The organism is Thermogutta sp. (assembly GCF_014359955.1).
Classification (GTDB): Bacteria; Planctomycetota; Planctomycetia; order Pirellulales; family Thermoguttaceae; genus Thermogutta.
Map to the genome: position 1 here is coordinate 1 of NZ_JACIYL010000015.1, position 16,010 is coordinate 16,010.

The following is a 16,010-nucleotide window of genomic DNA, read 5'->3' on the forward strand; positions in this document are numbered from 1 at the left end:
GAAAATGCCGATACGATGCTGGCGAACTTGAGCGTGGCGTACAACCGGGCCAGACAAACCCAGATCACGTCGGAAATCCTCGAGGTGGTCAGCGGAGCAGAGGCCCTGGAAAAACAAGGGGGGTAATCCTGGCAAGGCCGTCCTGTATGGCGGTCCACGGAGGCCTGCGCAGCGGGTCATGCAACTGGCATCAAAATAAGCTGAAAACTTCGCATCAGAGTTGTAAGAAGGGAAATCGAGGGACGACATGAGCAGCCCTAGCGCGGAAACGAAGCCAACCCAGGTGGATGTCGTACGGGAGCCCAACTATGGGCGGATCACGCAGGTGATCGGTTCCACTTTCGATGCGGAGTTTCCCGAGCATCGACTGCCGGCTATTTACAATGCGGTGAAAGTCGAGGAGGAAGTCAAAGGCATCCGCATCAACCTGACTGGCGAAGTCCAGCAGCACCTCGGCGGAGGCCGCGTCCGCTGCGTGGCGCTGGGAACCACCGATGGTCTGGTGCGGGGGATGAAGTGCCTGGATACCGGGGGACCGGTCAAGGTTCCCGTGGGAAAGGGAATTCTCGGCCGCGTGTTCAACCTGCTTGGTGAACCGATCGATGATCGCGGACCGGTCGAGGCCGAAGATTGGTGGCCGATCCATCGCGAAGCGCCGCCGGTCACCGAGCTCTCCACGAAGGTGGAGGTGTTCGAAACGGGAATCAAGGTGATTGACCTTTTGACCCCGTTCGTTCGGGGTGGCAAGGCGGGATTGTTCGGTGGTGCGGGACTGGGAAAAACCGTGATCCTCACCGAGCTTATCGCCCGGATTGCCACCTCGCACGGTGGTTATTCGGTGTTCGCCGGGGTGGGGGAGCGGACCCGCGAGGGTAACGACCTCTGGCTGGAAATGCAGGAGACGAAGATCGGTTCCACGGGGCGGCGCGTCATCGAGCAAACGTGCATGGTCTTCGGCCAGATGAACGAGCCGCCTGGAGCCCGTTTGCGGGTAGCCCTTTCCGCCCTCACCATGGCAGAGTATTTCCGCGACACCACTGGAGCGGACGTGCTCCTGTTTATCGACAACATTTTCCGATTCTCCCAGGCGGGAAGCGAGGTTTCCGCGTTGCTTGGCCGGATGCCATCCGCGGTAGGCTACCAACCGACGCTGGCCACGGAGATGGGGGCCCTTCAGGAACGGATCACGTCCACATCCCGCGGGGCCATCACCTCGGTGCAGGCGGTGTATGTTCCTGCCGACGACCCGACAGACCCTGCCCCGGCCACGGCATTTGGGCAGTTGGACGCGTTTATCTACTTGGAGCGCTCGATTGCGGAGAAGGGGATCTATCCCGCTGTGGATCCGCTTGCTTCATCCAGTCGGCTTCTGGATCCCCAGTATGTCGGTGAACGCCATTACAACATCGCCCGGCGGGTCCAGAGGATCCTTCAGCGCTACCGCGAGTTGCAGGACATCATCGCCATCCTGGGGGTGGAGGAATTGAGTGAAGAGGACAAGTTGATTGTGCACCGTGCACGGCGGATCGAGCGATTCCTCTCCCAGCCGTTCCTGGTGGCAGAGGCCTTCACGGGCAAGCCGGGCGAGATCACGCCCCTCTCCGAGACCATTCGCAGCTTCGAGGAACTGGTGGACGGGAAGTGGGATCATCTGCCCGAGCAGGCCTTCATGTACGTGGGAACCATCGAGCAGGCCGCCGAGCAGGCCGAGCGAATGAAATTTGAAGCCAAGAAAAAATGATCAGAGCTGGGCTTTTCCCCTGGCGGTACGTCGTTCGGAGGAAGTGAGTGTCAAGAATGGCTGGGCTCCGCTGCATTGTTGTCACGCCCGAGCGCAAAGTGCTGGAAGACACGGCCGATGCCGTGGTCGTTCCCCTTCCGGATGGAGAGCTGGGGATTTACCCTCGCCATGCTCCACTCATCGGTCGGCTGGGCGCAGGCGAGCTGCGCGTTCGTCAGGGGGAGAAAGTCCGCCGGTTCTATGTGGAAGGTGGATTCGTGGAAGTCCTCAACGACGTGGTGTCGGTCGTCACGACGAGAACCCTTACCGTTCGGGAACTGGCCCCCGACGTAATCCACCAACAATTGGAACAGGTCATCCAGACCCGTGCCGCGGGGGATCAGGCCATCGCCGAACGGAATGCGCAGGCGGCTCGGTTGCGGGCGATGCTTCGTGTTGCGCGACACGGAGAGTGATTGCGTTTCCCACCCTGGCAGACGACCATGCTTTTCAGCCCTCACGCCGGTTGACCGGGTACCGAACGGCCCCAATCCAGCTCAAAAAACTTGCGTGGCTCGGGAAAGTGGGCCTCGCGTGGTGGGATCGGAGGGACAGCACGTGAGATGTTGGGGGTGAAAAACACGCGTCAACGGCAACGAGGGAGGGCGAAATAGGGGGCCCATAACCATGCGGACGGCCCTTTCCATTCGGGGACGACGCCTGCTTGAATGAACTCCGCCCATCTGCAACGCGTGCGATCGCTGGGCCTGGCAGCTTCGGCTGGCGTGGGTTGGTTGGTTGTCTGGCTGGCTTTCTTTCAAAAGAGCGTCTTTTCCGATTCGCTTCCACTCTTTCGGGATGGAGCCAATCTCTACTATCCGCTTTGGCTTTTCATCCGGGAACAGGTTCGCGCGGGTGTGGGGCCCTGGTGGAACCCCTACCTGGTCCTCGGGACTCCCCTTGCGGCGGAAGGTGTTGCCGGCGCGTTTTACCCCGGCATTCTCGTGTTCCTGCTTCCTCTGCCGTACCGCTGGTGTTATCTGCTGTTTCTGCTAGCGCACATGGCTTTGGCGGGTTGGGGGGCGTTCAGACTGGGGCGGCGACTGGGCGTTTCATCCCCGGCGGCCTGCTGGGCCGCTTTTGCCTACCCGTTTTCCGGCTATCTGCTGTTCCAGATCTACAACCCGATCTACCTGATCAGCGGAGCGTGGCTCCCTTTTGCACTGGCGGGCTTATTCGAGTTGTTGTTTGTGTGTCAGCCGTTTGTTCCTGCCCCACCTGGAAGCGGCAGTCCATGGTCCAGGTCGTTGTGGTTCGCCAACACGACCGCGCGTGAACTTCGCTGCTCCGCGCGTCCGTTGCTCGAAAGTGCCGTGTCCCTGGCGATGATGTGTGTGGGAGGCGACCCACAAACCGCTTACCACTGTGGACTCGTGGCACTTGTTACCTGGCTGGTGCGAATCGCAACCGAACTCGGAAAAATACGGGTGCGGGGCAGGGAAGCAACGCCCGCCGGATTAGCCTGCATTTTTTCCGCAGGTGTGAGGCTCGTGCTGATGTCCGTTTTGGCCTTCCTGCTGGCTGCCGTGCAGCTCGTCCCCACGGCGATGTACGCCCGTCGAAGTGACCGCGCCCTGCTGGCCGGTTGGACGCACCAGAAGGCCGAGCCTGCAACCAATCCCGATGGTCACAGCAATGTGCGGTCCGAATCCCAGGATTCCCCCTGGTGGCAAAAAGTGGCCGAGCAAGAAAAGCGGCATTATGACCGAGTTATTTACGATTTTTCGACCCCCGTTTATCGCTGGATCGAGTATCTCTGGCCGAATTTTGGGGGCCGTCCGTTTCCGTACCATACGCGGTGGATGACGGTTGTGGTCGAGGAAGGTCGGTGGTGGGTGCCGACGCTCTATCAGGGAATCACGACGTTCCTTCTGGCCGTTCTGGCGGGGCGATGGGTGCTCAAAAACGCGGGGGCCAGCACGCTCCGGTCGCCTGGCGCGAGTCACAGCCAACCGCTTTCCAGCGGCTGTGCCAGCCGGGCACCGGGCGCAGCTCCCGCCGTTGCGGATTCTTCTCCTGCGATCGCGAGGGTGTGGCTGACGTGGATAGGGGTGCTCTCTGCGGTCGCGGCGTTGGGATGGTATGGACCGGCGGGCGTACTCACGGAACTTGTGCGGATGTCCACCGGTTGTGACCTGGGCGAAAGAGGAACCTTGCCACCGATGGGCGGATTGTACTGGTTGTTCGTCCATTGCCTGCCGCGTTATGCCCTCTTCCGGTATCCTTCCAAATGGCTGGTGTTTCCCGCCCTGGCCCTGGCTATTCTGGCGGCAGTGGGGCTCGATGAGATTCAGAGAGATCGCCGCCTTGCGAAAGCCCTTGTCCGCCGCGTACTCGTGACGGGAGGGCTCGTGTGCTTCGGCGGCGCGGTGCTCATAGTCGCGCTCCACCAGGGGCAGTGGTGGTCCGGCGCTGCCGGTGACGTGCTTTTTGGACCATTTCAAAGGGAGCGTGCGGCCGCCGAAACCCTGGTAACCGTCGTCTCTCTGTTGGGGGTGATGGCCGCGGTTGGGGTTGTCATCCACTGGTTTCGGCCTGCCTTTTGGCCGATCGCACTGTTGACGATCCTTGCGGCTGATCTTCTGATTCACAACGGGTGGCTTGTCGTGGCGGTGCGTCCACCGGAGGTCTCACGCGTGCCGATATCCTCGGAGGTTCCGCGACGCTTCTGGCAGCCGTGGTGCTGGTATCCGTCTGAATGGGGTGCCCACGCGTCGCCGAATCGGATTCAGGAAATTTGCGATTGGGAATATACGACGGGCGCGTTTCGCTGGGGAATGCTGCGCGGTGAGGCCCCGCTCGAAAATTACGGAACTTTTCTCCCCGCCGAACAGGCCGTTCTCCTCTCGCTTCTTCGTGCGTGGCGACTTCAATCGGGACGAATGACCCCGCCGCCATCGTGGCTTGCCGAACTGGGGGCCAGCCTGGAGCCACGGACTTCTGCCCAGGGCGACGGAGAGTTGACCTCGGACGACCCCGTTTCTCCCGCGGAAAAGGCCCGCTGGGTGGAAATCACGCACAACTGGACGACGCTTCCGACCACGTACATGGGCCTTGGCGAGACGTGGGAGCGGATCGCCATTATTCAATTTCCCGGCGGACAGCCGAGGGAACCGAACGGCGCCCACGTGGTGGAATTACAGGATACGCACGCCACAGGGATTTCTGGGGATCCATCGACGGTTGGTGAGCCTTCTCGAGAAACGGCGGAATTCGCCAGCATCCTTCGTTATCAACCGGGAAAAATCGAGGTGCGCGTGCGGCTTGTTCATCCAGGGCTTGTCATTGTGCGCGAGGGTGCCGACCCGGGCTGGCGCGTGGCGGTCAGATCTGGGGAGGGAAGGGATGCATTCTCCTGCCGCCCACTCCGAGTGGATGGCCTGTTCATGGGGCTGTTTTTGTCACCGGGGGATTGGCTCCTTGCCTGGACGTACCATCCCCCGGGACTCGCTTTCGGGGCGGCCCTCTCCGTGTGTGGGTGGAGCCTGGTGTGTGGAATGGCCTTGTTCGGTCCAATTGCCCGTCTTGTGTCGCGCCAAACCAGAAATAAGCATAGCGCCCGCGATTGAGTCACCGGGAACGCGGAAAAGAGCGGGAGAGTGAAGGGCGAGCTATTCAAGGGGCGTCCTGGGTGGCTTTGCCGTTGGCCAGGCTGTTCTCCGGCCGAAGTTCCTCACACTTTTCGCGGATGCGAAGGTTGGGACGCTCGAGCAGCACCGTCGAATGCGGGGGAACGGAGCGGGTCAACCACACGCTGGAACCAATCACTGAGTCGTGCCCGACAACAGTTCGCCCGCCGAGAACAGTCGCATTCGCATAAATGACGACGCGATCCTCGATTGTGGGGTGACGTTTGGTTCCGCGGACCAGTCGACCTTCCGAGTCCGTGGGAAAGCTCAGCGCTCCCAATGTGACGCCCTGATACAGTTTGACGTGATGGCCGATCTCGCACGTCTCCCCAATGACCACGCCCGTGCCATGGTCAATGAAGAAATACGTGCCGATTTTCGCTCCGGGATGAATATCGATGCCCGTGCGGCTGTGGGCCCATTCTGTCATCATGCGTGGAATGAGGGGAACCTCAAGCTCATGGAGAAGGTGCGCCAGACGATACACGGTGACCGCTTCAAACCCGGGATAGCAGAGGATGACTTCATCCAGGGACTTGCAGGCGGGATCACCCTCGTAGGCCGCCTGAACATCCAGTGCCAGGATCTTCCGTAATTCGGGCAGTTGTTCAAGGAACGCCAGCGTCTTGGCCTGTCCTAGGGCTTCAAAGTCCGCCAGTCTCACCGGATCACACTCAGCCGTGTGATTGGCCTCGTGACGCAAAGCCCGCGCGATTTGCTGCGTCAAAAGGTCGTGCAATTTGTCCACCAGGTCCCCCACGTAGTAGACCACATTTCCCATGTGCAGGCCGTCGCGTCGGCGGTAACCGGGGAACAGGATCTCCTTCATCCACTCTGTGGCTTGAATGACGGCCTCGTAATTGGGCAGTGGACAATGGCCGAGATGGCTCGTGCTGCCGTGAGTACGGTACGTTTCCACCAGTCGGTTGGTGATTTCGGGCAACTTTTCCTTCAGGCGGAAATCGGAAGCCATGGCCTTGTCTCCGGTGATTGAATCGAACTGATGGGCTGCTGGGCGACTTTTGGAACGAACCTGGCAGAGCGTGTTATCAATTTGTCGGCGCCAAACAGAAATGAATCAGCCTATGCAAAAAACCTCGCTACCGGGGGGTGACCTGCGGGTCGAAGACCAAAGTAACTTTTTCAGTAAAGATTGTGCCGCTTCTGTCCGGTTTACGCCGGACAGCGACACCGTTTCAGACATGAGCCCGCCAGGAGTCGGAGGATCACAGCGAGACCTTCCTCCCTTGAAGACCGAGAGTTTGTCTCCTGAATTATGGTAGCACGGCCTGTCACAAAAACAAGGCTCGCCCGGTCGCTGGAAAGTATTTCCCGTTTGTTTTGATTTTCGGTCGAACGGGACAATTTGAACCGGCGGATGTTATCCTACCGTTATACTTTTGTTACGTCGCTCACTTTGACATGGCTCGATCCACGGGGAGCGTGGTCATCCGCGGCGAGTGTTTCTAAACTGGGACAATGCGGCAGGACCGCGGGTTCAGTTGCTTCGGAAATACGTCTTTCATGATCAAACTTGAAGCCTTTACCAAAAAATACGGCAGCTTTTGCGCGGTTGACCGCTTGAGTTTCCAGGTGTCTCCCGGCGAAATCTTCGGTTTCGTTGGCCGCAATGGCGCTGGAAAAACAACGACGATCCGCTTCCTGGCGACACTGATTCGGGCGACGGCTGGCGACGGCGTGATCGCCGGCTACAGTGTCACGCACCAGCCGCGCGAGGTTCGCCGTCACCTGGGTTATGTCCCGGATACTTTTGCCGAATTCCCCGGTTTTCGGGTAAAGGGCTTTCTCGATTTTTTTGCCCGTGCTTACGGGGTGCCCCGACAAATCAGGCGACGGCGCGTGGATGACCTCCTGGATCGCCTCGGCCTGGCCGCTTACGCCAGAACTGACGTCCGCAGACTTTCCCGGGGATGGAAGCAGCGGCTCTACCTGGCGCGGGCACTGGTCCACGATCCCCCTGTTCTCATTCTCGATGAACCGACGGCGGGACTCGATCCAGTTGCCCGAATGGAGTTCAAGTCCCTTCTCAAAGAATGGGCTGCCGAGGGCAAGACCATCCTTCTTTCCAGCCATATCCTGGCCGAGCTGGCTGATATGGCGACACACGTGGGCATTATCGAACGGGGACGCATGGTGGTTTCTGGGACGCTGCGAGAAGTACTGGCAAAAACGGATCGCCGTCCCCGCGTCCGTGTGCACTACCTGGGTACGCCCGATCGGCTGGAGAACATCCTCAGGAACCTGCCCCAGGTTCGGTGGCGGAGCGTGAAAAATGGACAGGTGATTCTGGAACTTGCTGATACGTCCCGGCAGGAGGAAGCGGTTCTCGCGCAGGTGCTGCGAAGTCTCGTCCTCGGAGGGATTGACGTTGTGGAGTATCAGCCGCTTCTGCCCACCCTGGAGGAACTTTTTGTTGAGGCGACGGCCGGCAACGCACCGGTAGACAGTCAGCAGCGCATGCCATGAATCCTGTCGCTCTGGCCGTTTTCCGCTGAGGAGGCCGTGATGTCCGCTCATCGGCCCCAGGTGCTTCCGCGTTTCAGGCTCAGGGAAATCGGCAAACAGTGTTGCCGCCGAAGGATTTGGCGCGGCACAGGGCCTGATCGGCGTGCTGAATCATTTCTTCTGCTATTTTCGCGAGGGATTTGCCGGATGTTGCCGGTGTGCCTGGCGAGACGATGCTGATTCCGGCGCTGGCGGTGATGAGCTTCTCGCCGAGATCGGTCACCTTTGTGGCGAGGTGCTCACGCACACGGTTGACGATCGGCTCGGCTGGTACCTTGGGGTCGATGGCGCAGAGCAGCGCGATTTCATCTCCACCCCAGCGGAAAAGATAATCGCTCCGCCGACATGCTTGCCGGGCGGCCAGTCCGACGCTCCGTAAAAGCTCGTCACCTCGCCGATGGCCCAGTGTGTCATTGACCGATTTGAAGTTGTCCAGGTCAAACAGGGCGAACACCATTTGCTGATGTGTCCTTTTGGCCCGCTGCCAGACAGCACGAAACACCCGGGGCCAGGCCCGGCGGTTGAGAAGACCTGTCAGAGGGTCCCGAAAGGCAGCGCGTTTCAGCCGTCGGACCAGGAGTCGGCGACGTCGGAGGACGTATTGCAAACGGGCGACCTTCGCGAGCAGTCGCAGAGCCTCTGCCACGGCCGCGGGGGGAGCGTCTTCCGGAAGAACTGCATCCCCCGGCAAGTGACGGTTCAAAGAGACGATGTACACACGAGCCGGTCTTTGCCGATCGCTGGGGCCGGGATGAAGCCGTTGGGCAAGATCTTCCGCAGATACCGCCCGATCCGTCAGGAGAATGACGCCGCTCCGGGGAGGGGAGAGCAATTTCCCAGGCCGTGAAACGCCAGGACTGACGCCCTGATCGGAAGACCCCGGCGTTTCCGATTCATCTGCCGAAATCACCAGCACGTCGCCCAACTCACCGGGAATGAGACGCTCCACCGCCTCGCGTATTCTCGTCCACCGTGTCGGTTCCAGAAGTACCACCAGTGAGGGGCGAAACAAACGGGCCATGGACGGAATCAGCGCGAACCTGGTCCATTAAAATGGGGAGTCTTTATCGGTGGCGGGCTGGGCATCCTTGCGGGGTGAAAGTCCGTGCCTTAGAATCGGCCAGATGATGCGCGGCCACACAACCGAAAATCCAACGCGCGTTTTATTGTGGCGATTGGACGTCGGTCTGAAAAGATCATGAGCCGGGAGATTGATGAAACAGAGATATGCGGGGGAAGGCGGTCATTGGGCGTAGGTGATTCGCTCAGAGAGAGTGCTCGTCAGATGGACGAATTTCAATCCCAGCTTCTGGAACTGCGTGCAGGTTGGTGCCGTCGCCACCTGCTCAGCCTGGAGGAACTGTCGGCGGAGGAAATCGTTCGGATCCTCGATACGGCGCAAGTGTTTCGCCGCGCGTTTGACCGGGGGATCAGGAAGTGGTCGCTTTTGACCGGCAAGACGTGCGTCAATTTATTCTTTGAAAACTCCACGCGAACCCGCAACAGCTTTTCCCTGGCCGCGCGTCGATTGGGGGCTGATGTGGTCGATTTTTCCGCGGCCACAAGCAGCCTTTCCAAAGGCGAAACGGTGGTGGACACGGCGCGGAACCTGGAGGCCATGGGAATCGACGCGGTGGTGGTGCGGCATAGTACCCCGGGGACACCGCATTTGCTGGCCAAATCCCTCCGCTGCTCGGTGATCAACGCAGGCGACGGGCCCCACGAACATCCCACTCAGGGTCTGCTGGATATCCTGACCATTCGGCAGCGGCTGGGTCGAGTCGAGGGCCTTACCGTGGCCCTTGTCGGCGATATCGCCCATAGCCGTACAGCCCGGTCCAACATCTGGGGCGTGAAGAAACTGGGCGCGCACGTCATCGTGTGCGGGCCATCAACGCTCGTCTCGCGTGATTGGGAGAAGTTGGGGGTCGAGTACTCCTACAGCCTGGACGAGATTCTCCCACGGGTGGACGTGCTCAATTTGCTGCGGATCCAGTTCGAGCGACAGACGCGACGGCCGTTCCCCTCTGTTCGCGAATATGCCCTGCTTTACGCCATGAATGCTGAGCGCCTGGCCCGCACAAAGCCGGGCATCTTGATCATTGCGCCCGGACCGATCAATCGCGGTGTCGAGGTCACCGCTGACGTCGCGGACGGCAAACATTCGGCGATTCTGGATCAGGTGACAAACGGCGTGGCCGTCCGTATGGCCGTCCTCTGGTTGCTGACGGGCACAACGGACCAGAAGTGATGAGCAGCCGGACGTTGCTCGTCGTGCACCCCATGGAAAATTTACGAAAACTGTGTCCGAGCATCTTAGATCGTAAAAGCGCCGGGAGTCGCGCCGCCGGCGAAAAAAATAATGAACATGTATCACACAGGGTTCGCCGTGCAGTGATTGGCGAGGGATGAAAAAAATGGAGCGAATTCTGATCCGCGGTGGACGGGTCATCGATCCCAGTCAGGGATTGGATGATCACATCGATATCCTCATCGAGGACGGAAAGATTGCCGCTTACAATCCGACCGCCAGAGGAGACGAGCGGGTGATCGATGCCCGGGGGAAAATCGTCTCCCCGGGTTTGATCGATATGCATGTTCATCTTCGTGAACCCGGCCACGAAGATGATGAGACGATTGCCACCGGTACACGAGCGGCTGTGGCAGGAGGTTTTACCTCCATCGCCTGTTGTCCCAACACCGACCCGCCCATCGACACTCCCGCAACGGTGGAATTCGTCCGTCAGAAAGCCGCCCGCGACGGGCACTGCAATGTTTACGTCATCGCCTGCGTCAGCAAGGATCGCAAAGGAGAAGAGCTTGCAGAAATCGGGCAACTCGTGGCGGCAGGAGCGGTTGCTTTCAGCGATGATGGGGCGCCGGTTTACGACCCGGAATTGATGCGGCGGGCGTTCGAATACTGTCTGATGTTTGACAAGCCGGTGTGTAATCATTGTGAGATTCCCGAATTGACGCGCAATGGTGTGATGCACGAGGGGCTGGTGTCATTGATCCTGGGTTTGCCGGGAATCCCCGCGGCCGCAGAGTCGGTCATGGTCGCCCGGGATATCGCCCTTGCGGAAGCCACAGGGGGACGCCTCCATGTGATGCACGTTTCCACCCTGGGGAGCGTGGACGCTATTCGCCGGGCAAAAGCCCGCGGAGTCCGCGTGACCGCGGAGGTGACGCCCCACCATTTCACGCTCACGGACGAGTCGCTGCGGACGTTTGATTCCAACTTCAAGATGAATCCCCCTCTGCGCTCGAAAGAACACGTCAAAGCGTGCCTGGAAGGCCTGCGAGACGGTACGATCGACGTCATCGCCACCGATCACGCCCCGCACGCCAAGGAAAAAAAGATGCAGGAGCTGGACCGCGCCCCGTTCGGTATCGTGGGACTAGAGACGGCCCTGTCCCTGGTCATCATGCGGCTCATCAAGCCGGGTATTCTCTCGTGGTCCGAAGCCCTCGCCAAACTCACCGTCAATCCTGCCCGTATTCTCGGAATTCCCAAGGGGACGCTGCAAATCGGGGCGGACGCCGACGTCACCATCATCGACCCTGATGTGAAATGGACGGTCGATCCGGAACAACTCCATTCCAAGTCGAAGAACACCCCCTTCGCCGGTTGGGAAATGGAAGGTCGCGCGACAGTTGTCATTGTCGGCGGTGCGATAAAATACGAGTGGGGCGGGCACGGTTGATGGCGTGTCGCGCGAATGCTGCGGGGCAGGCTCCTCGCGGACTATGGGCTGCGGATGGGAGACCCGGGTAGGTGATCCGATATTTGATCGATGGCTACAACTTTCTCAATTGCTCGGGGATCGAAGTGAAAAACGCCGGGGCGGCCGGCGCGTCTCCTTTGGGAGTGGCGCGTCAGGCGCTTCTGGATTTTCTCGTGGAACATCTGACTCCCGAAGAAGCCCGGGAAACTCTCGTGGTCTTCGATGCTCACAGCCCTCCGCGACCATTGCCCGCGGAGTTTGACTACTGCGGCATTTCTGTGAAGTTTGCCGTGCGATACCCCGATGCCGATTCGCTGCTGGAACGACTCATCCATGAGCACACGTCTCCGCGGAAGCTGACGGTCATCTCGAGTGATCACCGTGTTCAGCGGGCGGCACGTCGCCGGCGGGCCAAATTCGTGGACAGCGAGAAGTGGTATCGCGAATTGCTGATCCGGGCATCTTACCGCGGTACCACGTCGCCTCGCCCCAGTGATGCCCCCTCCAAACCACCTGACGTCTCGTTCATGAATACCGAGGACTGGCTCCGGCTGCTGGGGATATCCGGGGACGCCGCCGCGGAAAACCTGGAACCTGTGCCCGAATCGGAGCGACGGCCGGATTCAGAAGCGAGAGCTTCCAACAACGCTCGACCGACCACGGAAGGGCCCACTCGGGACGCAGCGACCGACGGCAGACAACAGGCGCCGGAGTTGCCTCCCGAAGCGTTTCCCGGGGTGGACTTTGGTTTCACTCCCGATGAGCTTGAACGCCCGATCGACGCGCTGGATGAACGGGATCTTGGGCGAATGCGGCGACCTCGCCAGCGCCGGCCGCCCCGTCGGCACGGTTAGTGCGGGAAGTCTCTGGGAGCAACGTATCCACCGAAGCGGTCAGACGTTCTGCTGAGTCAACCGGCGAATCGCCTTGTCGGCAATATCCTTTCGGCACCACGCCCCCTGCCAGCGGATGCATTTGACGGCCGCGTAGGCCTGGTATTTCGCCCGGGCGATATTCTCGCCGAGGGCAGTCACGCCCAGCACCCGGCCGCCCGCGGTGACAATGTCCCCGTCTTTTATCGCCGTTCCCGCGTGAAAGACCTTGACATCCGGCAAGCGGGCCGCTTCGTCCAGACCGCGGATGGGAAAGCCTTTCTGGTAGGAGCCGGGATATCCCTCGCTGGCCATCACAACGCACACCGCAGGGCGCGGATCCCATTCCAGCGATTCGAGCTGATCGAGTCGTCCATCGACTGCCAGATTGAGGATCTCCAGCAGATCCGATTTGAGCCGCATCATAAGGGGCTGGCATTCCGGATCGCCGAACCGCACATTAAATTCCAGCACCCGCGGACCAAGCGGCGTCATCATCAAACCTGCATAGAGCACCCCGGTGAAAGGCCGGCCGGCCTTCCGCATGGCATGGACGGTGGGAACGAGAATGTTGGCTTCGATCCAGTGAAGGGGCTCGTCGCTTACCACCGGAGCAGGAGAATAGGCCCCCATGCCACCTGTATTGGGGCCCGTGTCCCCATCGAACGCAGGCTTGTGGTCCTGCGCAGGCTGAAGCGTGACAATCGTTTTCCCATCGGTGATCGCCAGAACACTGGCCTCTTCTCCGTGAAGCCGCTCCTCGATGACCAGTCGGTCGCCCGCCGAGCCGAACGCTTTTTCCTCGGCGATCAGCCGAATGGCCTGAAGGGCCTGCTCGCGATTGTCACAGACGATCACGCCTTTGCCGGCGGCCAGCCCGTCCGCTTTGACTACCAGCGGCATGTCCTCTTTTTCCATGAGGTAGCGTCGGGCGGAAGCGGGGTCCGAAAAGATCTGGAAGTCGGCCGTCGGCACGTCGGCCGAGCGCAGGAGTTGCTTGCAGAAAACCTTACTGGCCTCCAGTTCCGCAGCGGTCTTGGTAGGGCCGAAAATCCGCAATTTCTCCGCGCGGAAGGCATCGACGATCCCCTCAGCGAGTGGGGCTTCGGGGCCAACCACTGTCAGGCCCACCCGGTTGGCCTTGGCAAAACGGATTAAACCTTCCAAATCCTTTTCCGAAATGGGAACGTTTTCGGCATCCTGGGCTGTGCCCGCGTTGCCTGGGGCGACAAATACCCGCTCAGCAAGCGGACTTTGCTTCAGTTTCCACGCCAGCGCGTGTTCCCGGCCTCCACTTCCAATCACCAACACGTTCATCGTATCGGACCTTTTCCAAATCGCGTGCCACTCCACCAACTTGCTGTAGACCCTGATTTTAGGTTATGGGCTGGAGTGTGAGAAGGATTGCCGCTTCTGCCGCATAGATTCGAATCTGCGTGGGCGATCGGATTGAGGAAGGGAGAGGCAACGTCGTTCCTGCGAAATAGCCGGAGACGGTAAGAACGGACCTGACAAGCAGGTCCCTCCGATGTGGAGGGGTTGCGCTTGTCGTGTCCGGCGAAACTCATTTTTCGAGCTCGCTCTTGTGGGGCTCAAGATACGCCGCCGGCGCTGGCCCTGCCGAAAGGGAACCGAACGGCCCTCGGTGTGCGTAGAGAGCAGTGGACAAAAAACTGTACCGGGCCATCACGGTTCGAACGTCGACGAGCAAGGGAGAACGGTGACTCCGCCCGGACATGTGTGCGTCCGCTCCGTGCGTTAGACCTGCGTAGGGCGATAAAGCACAATAGGAGAATCGGGGGGGACGACTCGCCGAGGACGGCCCGAGCGATAAGTTTCCGGGAGGACGACGCCCCTCGGTACGGGCGCCAGCGACCGATTTTGCGGCTGCGCCTCCGCGCAGCGAAAAATGAATCGTTTTTCACCAGGGGTTTTCTTGCAGATGGACGCAAGAGTTACGACGCATTCACCGCCTTCGCAGAATTCGCAGACCGCTGAGAGACCTCCCTCCACGACACCCGCGGCACGTCGCCAGTTCTTTGTCAGGGTGGCTCAAACCGTTGCCGCAGCGGTGGGGTGGAACCGTCTGCTCGTTCGGCTGCTCACGGTGCTTGGGAGTATCCTGGGTGTTTCGGCAAGCTATGCAGGTGTGAGATTTCTGTGGCCCAGAAACCCGCAGAAGGCAGACGATTGGATCCCCCTCGTGCCCGTGGATCAGATTGTGCCCGACACCGTCCAGACAGCGTGGTTGAACACGCTGGGCGTTTACGTTGTCCGGCAATCAGGCACGCAGGGAGAACGGATCGTTGTGCTGAAAGCCTCGTGCACCCATCTGGGGTGTATTACTCAATGGGATGCGGGCTTGCGGCAGTTTGTCTGCCCATGTCATGGAAGTGCCTTTGATAAAGAGGGCCACCGACTCCGCGGCCCGGCCCGGCGAGCTCTGGAACGGTGTGCTGTTGATCTGGTCGATGGGGTTCTCCTCGTCAATACGCGGCTCACTTACCGCAGGGAAAACGGCGGCTGGGACGATCCGAGAAGCTTTGTGAGGCTTGACGAAAGTGTGGGGTGAGGGAAACGGGGATGGGTGTGTGGCATCGAATAAGACAGTCGCGGGTGTACCGCAGTATTTTCCGGGTTCCGCTCCCGCGCACAACCCGGGAAAAAGTCCTCATGATCTTTAATACATTCGTCCTCCACGTCCATCCGGCGGGTTTGCCGCGGTATGCCGTGCGCCTCCGCTACACCTGGTGTATGGGCGGGCTGGCCTTTTTTCTTTTTTTGGTGGAAATCGTCACCGGTGTGGCCTTGATGTTCTATTATCGGCCGGTCCCCGAGTATGCTTACGCTGATATTCTCGATCTGCGGCATTCCGTTTATTTCGGAATTATGCGCGAGCTTCACCGTTGGGCAGGACACGCCATGGTCGTGGTCGTGATGCTCCATATGCTGCGAGTTTTTCTGACCGGAAGCTATCGTCCACCACGGGAATTCAATTGGGTCATCGGTGTAAGTCTTCTGATCCTCACGCTTCTGCTTTCGTTTACCGGCTATCTATTACCATGGGACCAACTCGCCTACTGGGCGACCACAGTGGGCACGAACATGGTGGCCGCGGCACCGTTTGTCGGCCATCAGGGACCGGGAAGCGAGCTTCTCACGCTGCACGGCGAACCGCTGATCACCCGGTCTTCCGATCTGCGCTACTTTTTGCTGGGAAGTGATGAAATCGGACCGACGGCTCTCAACAGGTTTTATATCTGGCACTGTATAGCCCTCCCCCTGGCTATGGCGTTTCTTTGCGGGCTTCACTTCTGGCGCGTGCGCAAGGATGGGGGCATCAGCGGACCGCTTTGATCACTTTGTATTTTCGGAAAAACATGCAACCAGCGGTTATCATACGGAATACGTGAATGACAAACTGACGTTTGATCGTTTTAAAGTCGGATGAAAGATCAATCGTTAGCGATCCTCTATT

The 16,010-nt window shown here is 59.8% G+C and carries 13 protein-coding genes; 10 read left to right on the forward strand and 3 right to left on the reverse strand.

Features of this window, described 5'->3' with window-relative positions; translation table 11 throughout:
- From H5U08_RS01135 to H5U08_RS01150, 4 genes are all read left to right on the forward strand, one after another.
- On the forward strand, positions 1-126 hold a 126-nt coding region (locus H5U08_RS01135; protein WP_297029316.1), incomplete at its 5' end, for a F0F1 ATP synthase subunit gamma.
- Positions 127-247: 121 nt separating this feature from the next.
- Positions 248-1,741, forward strand: a complete 1,494-nt coding sequence (atpD, locus tag H5U08_RS01140; protein ID WP_297029287.1) for a F0F1 ATP synthase subunit beta — start codon at positions 248-250, stop codon at positions 1,739-1,741.
- A gap of 56 nt (positions 1,742-1,797) precedes the next feature.
- Positions 1,798-2,196 (forward strand): ATP synthase F1 subunit epsilon, encoded by a 399-nt coding sequence (atpC, locus tag H5U08_RS01145; protein ID WP_297029288.1) that lies wholly within the window; start codon positions 1,798-1,800, stop codon positions 2,194-2,196.
- A gap of 252 nt (positions 2,197-2,448) precedes the next feature.
- Positions 2,449-5,349, forward strand: a complete 2,901-nt coding sequence (locus H5U08_RS01150) for a hypothetical protein (RefSeq protein ID WP_297029290.1) — start codon at positions 2,449-2,451, stop codon at positions 5,347-5,349.
- Between the two features lie 46 nt (positions 5,350-5,395).
- Here the strand turns inward: H5U08_RS01150 and epsC are convergent, their stop codons facing one another.
- Positions 5,396-6,382, reverse strand: coding sequence for a serine O-acetyltransferase EpsC (gene epsC, locus H5U08_RS01155; protein WP_297029292.1), 987 nt, complete (start codon positions 6,380-6,382; stop codon positions 5,396-5,398).
- Positions 6,383-6,933: 551 nt separating this feature from the next.
- Here epsC and H5U08_RS01160 point away from each other — a divergent pair.
- A complete protein-coding gene (locus H5U08_RS01160) occupies positions 6,934-7,896 on the forward strand; it encodes an ABC transporter ATP-binding protein (RefSeq protein WP_297029294.1) in 963 nt (320 codons plus the stop codon).
- 79 nt (positions 7,897-7,975) lie between these two features.
- Here the strand turns inward: H5U08_RS01160 and H5U08_RS01165 are convergent, their stop codons facing one another.
- On the reverse strand, positions 7,976-8,956 hold the full coding sequence (locus H5U08_RS01165; RefSeq protein WP_297029295.1) for a GGDEF domain-containing protein: 981 nt from the start codon (positions 8,954-8,956) through the stop codon (positions 7,976-7,978).
- Between the two features lie 264 nt (positions 8,957-9,220).
- On the opposite strand from H5U08_RS01165, the gene H5U08_RS01170 reads away from it, so the two are divergent.
- From H5U08_RS01170 to H5U08_RS01180, 3 genes are all read left to right on the forward strand, one after another.
- Entirely contained in the window at positions 9,221-10,186 is a 966-nt protein-coding gene (locus tag H5U08_RS01170) for an aspartate carbamoyltransferase catalytic subunit (RefSeq protein WP_297029296.1), read from the forward strand.
- A gap of 166 nt (positions 10,187-10,352) precedes the next feature.
- Entirely contained in the window at positions 10,353-11,639 is a 1,287-nt protein-coding gene (locus H5U08_RS01175) for a dihydroorotase (RefSeq protein WP_297029298.1), read from the forward strand.
- 71 nt (positions 11,640-11,710) lie between these two features.
- Entirely contained in the window at positions 11,711-12,514 is an 804-nt protein-coding gene (locus tag H5U08_RS01180; RefSeq protein ID WP_297029300.1) for an NYN domain-containing protein, read from the forward strand.
- A 39-nt stretch (positions 12,515-12,553) separates the two neighbouring features.
- Here the strand turns inward: H5U08_RS01180 and purD are convergent, their stop codons facing one another.
- Complete coding sequence (gene purD / locus H5U08_RS01185) at positions 12,554-13,849, reverse strand: phosphoribosylamine--glycine ligase (RefSeq protein WP_297029301.1); 1,296 nt, start codon at positions 13,847-13,849, stop codon at positions 12,554-12,556.
- Positions 13,850-14,474: 625 nt separating this feature from the next.
- On the opposite strand from purD, the gene H5U08_RS01190 reads away from it, so the two are divergent.
- A complete protein-coding gene (locus H5U08_RS01190; protein WP_297029303.1) occupies positions 14,475-15,104 on the forward strand; it encodes a Rieske 2Fe-2S domain-containing protein in 630 nt (209 codons plus the stop codon).
- Between the two features lie 11 nt (positions 15,105-15,115).
- Entirely contained in the window at positions 15,116-15,889 is a 774-nt protein-coding gene (locus tag H5U08_RS01195) for a cytochrome b N-terminal domain-containing protein (RefSeq protein WP_297029305.1), read from the forward strand.
- The last annotated feature ends 121 nt before the right edge of the window (positions 15,890-16,010 follow it).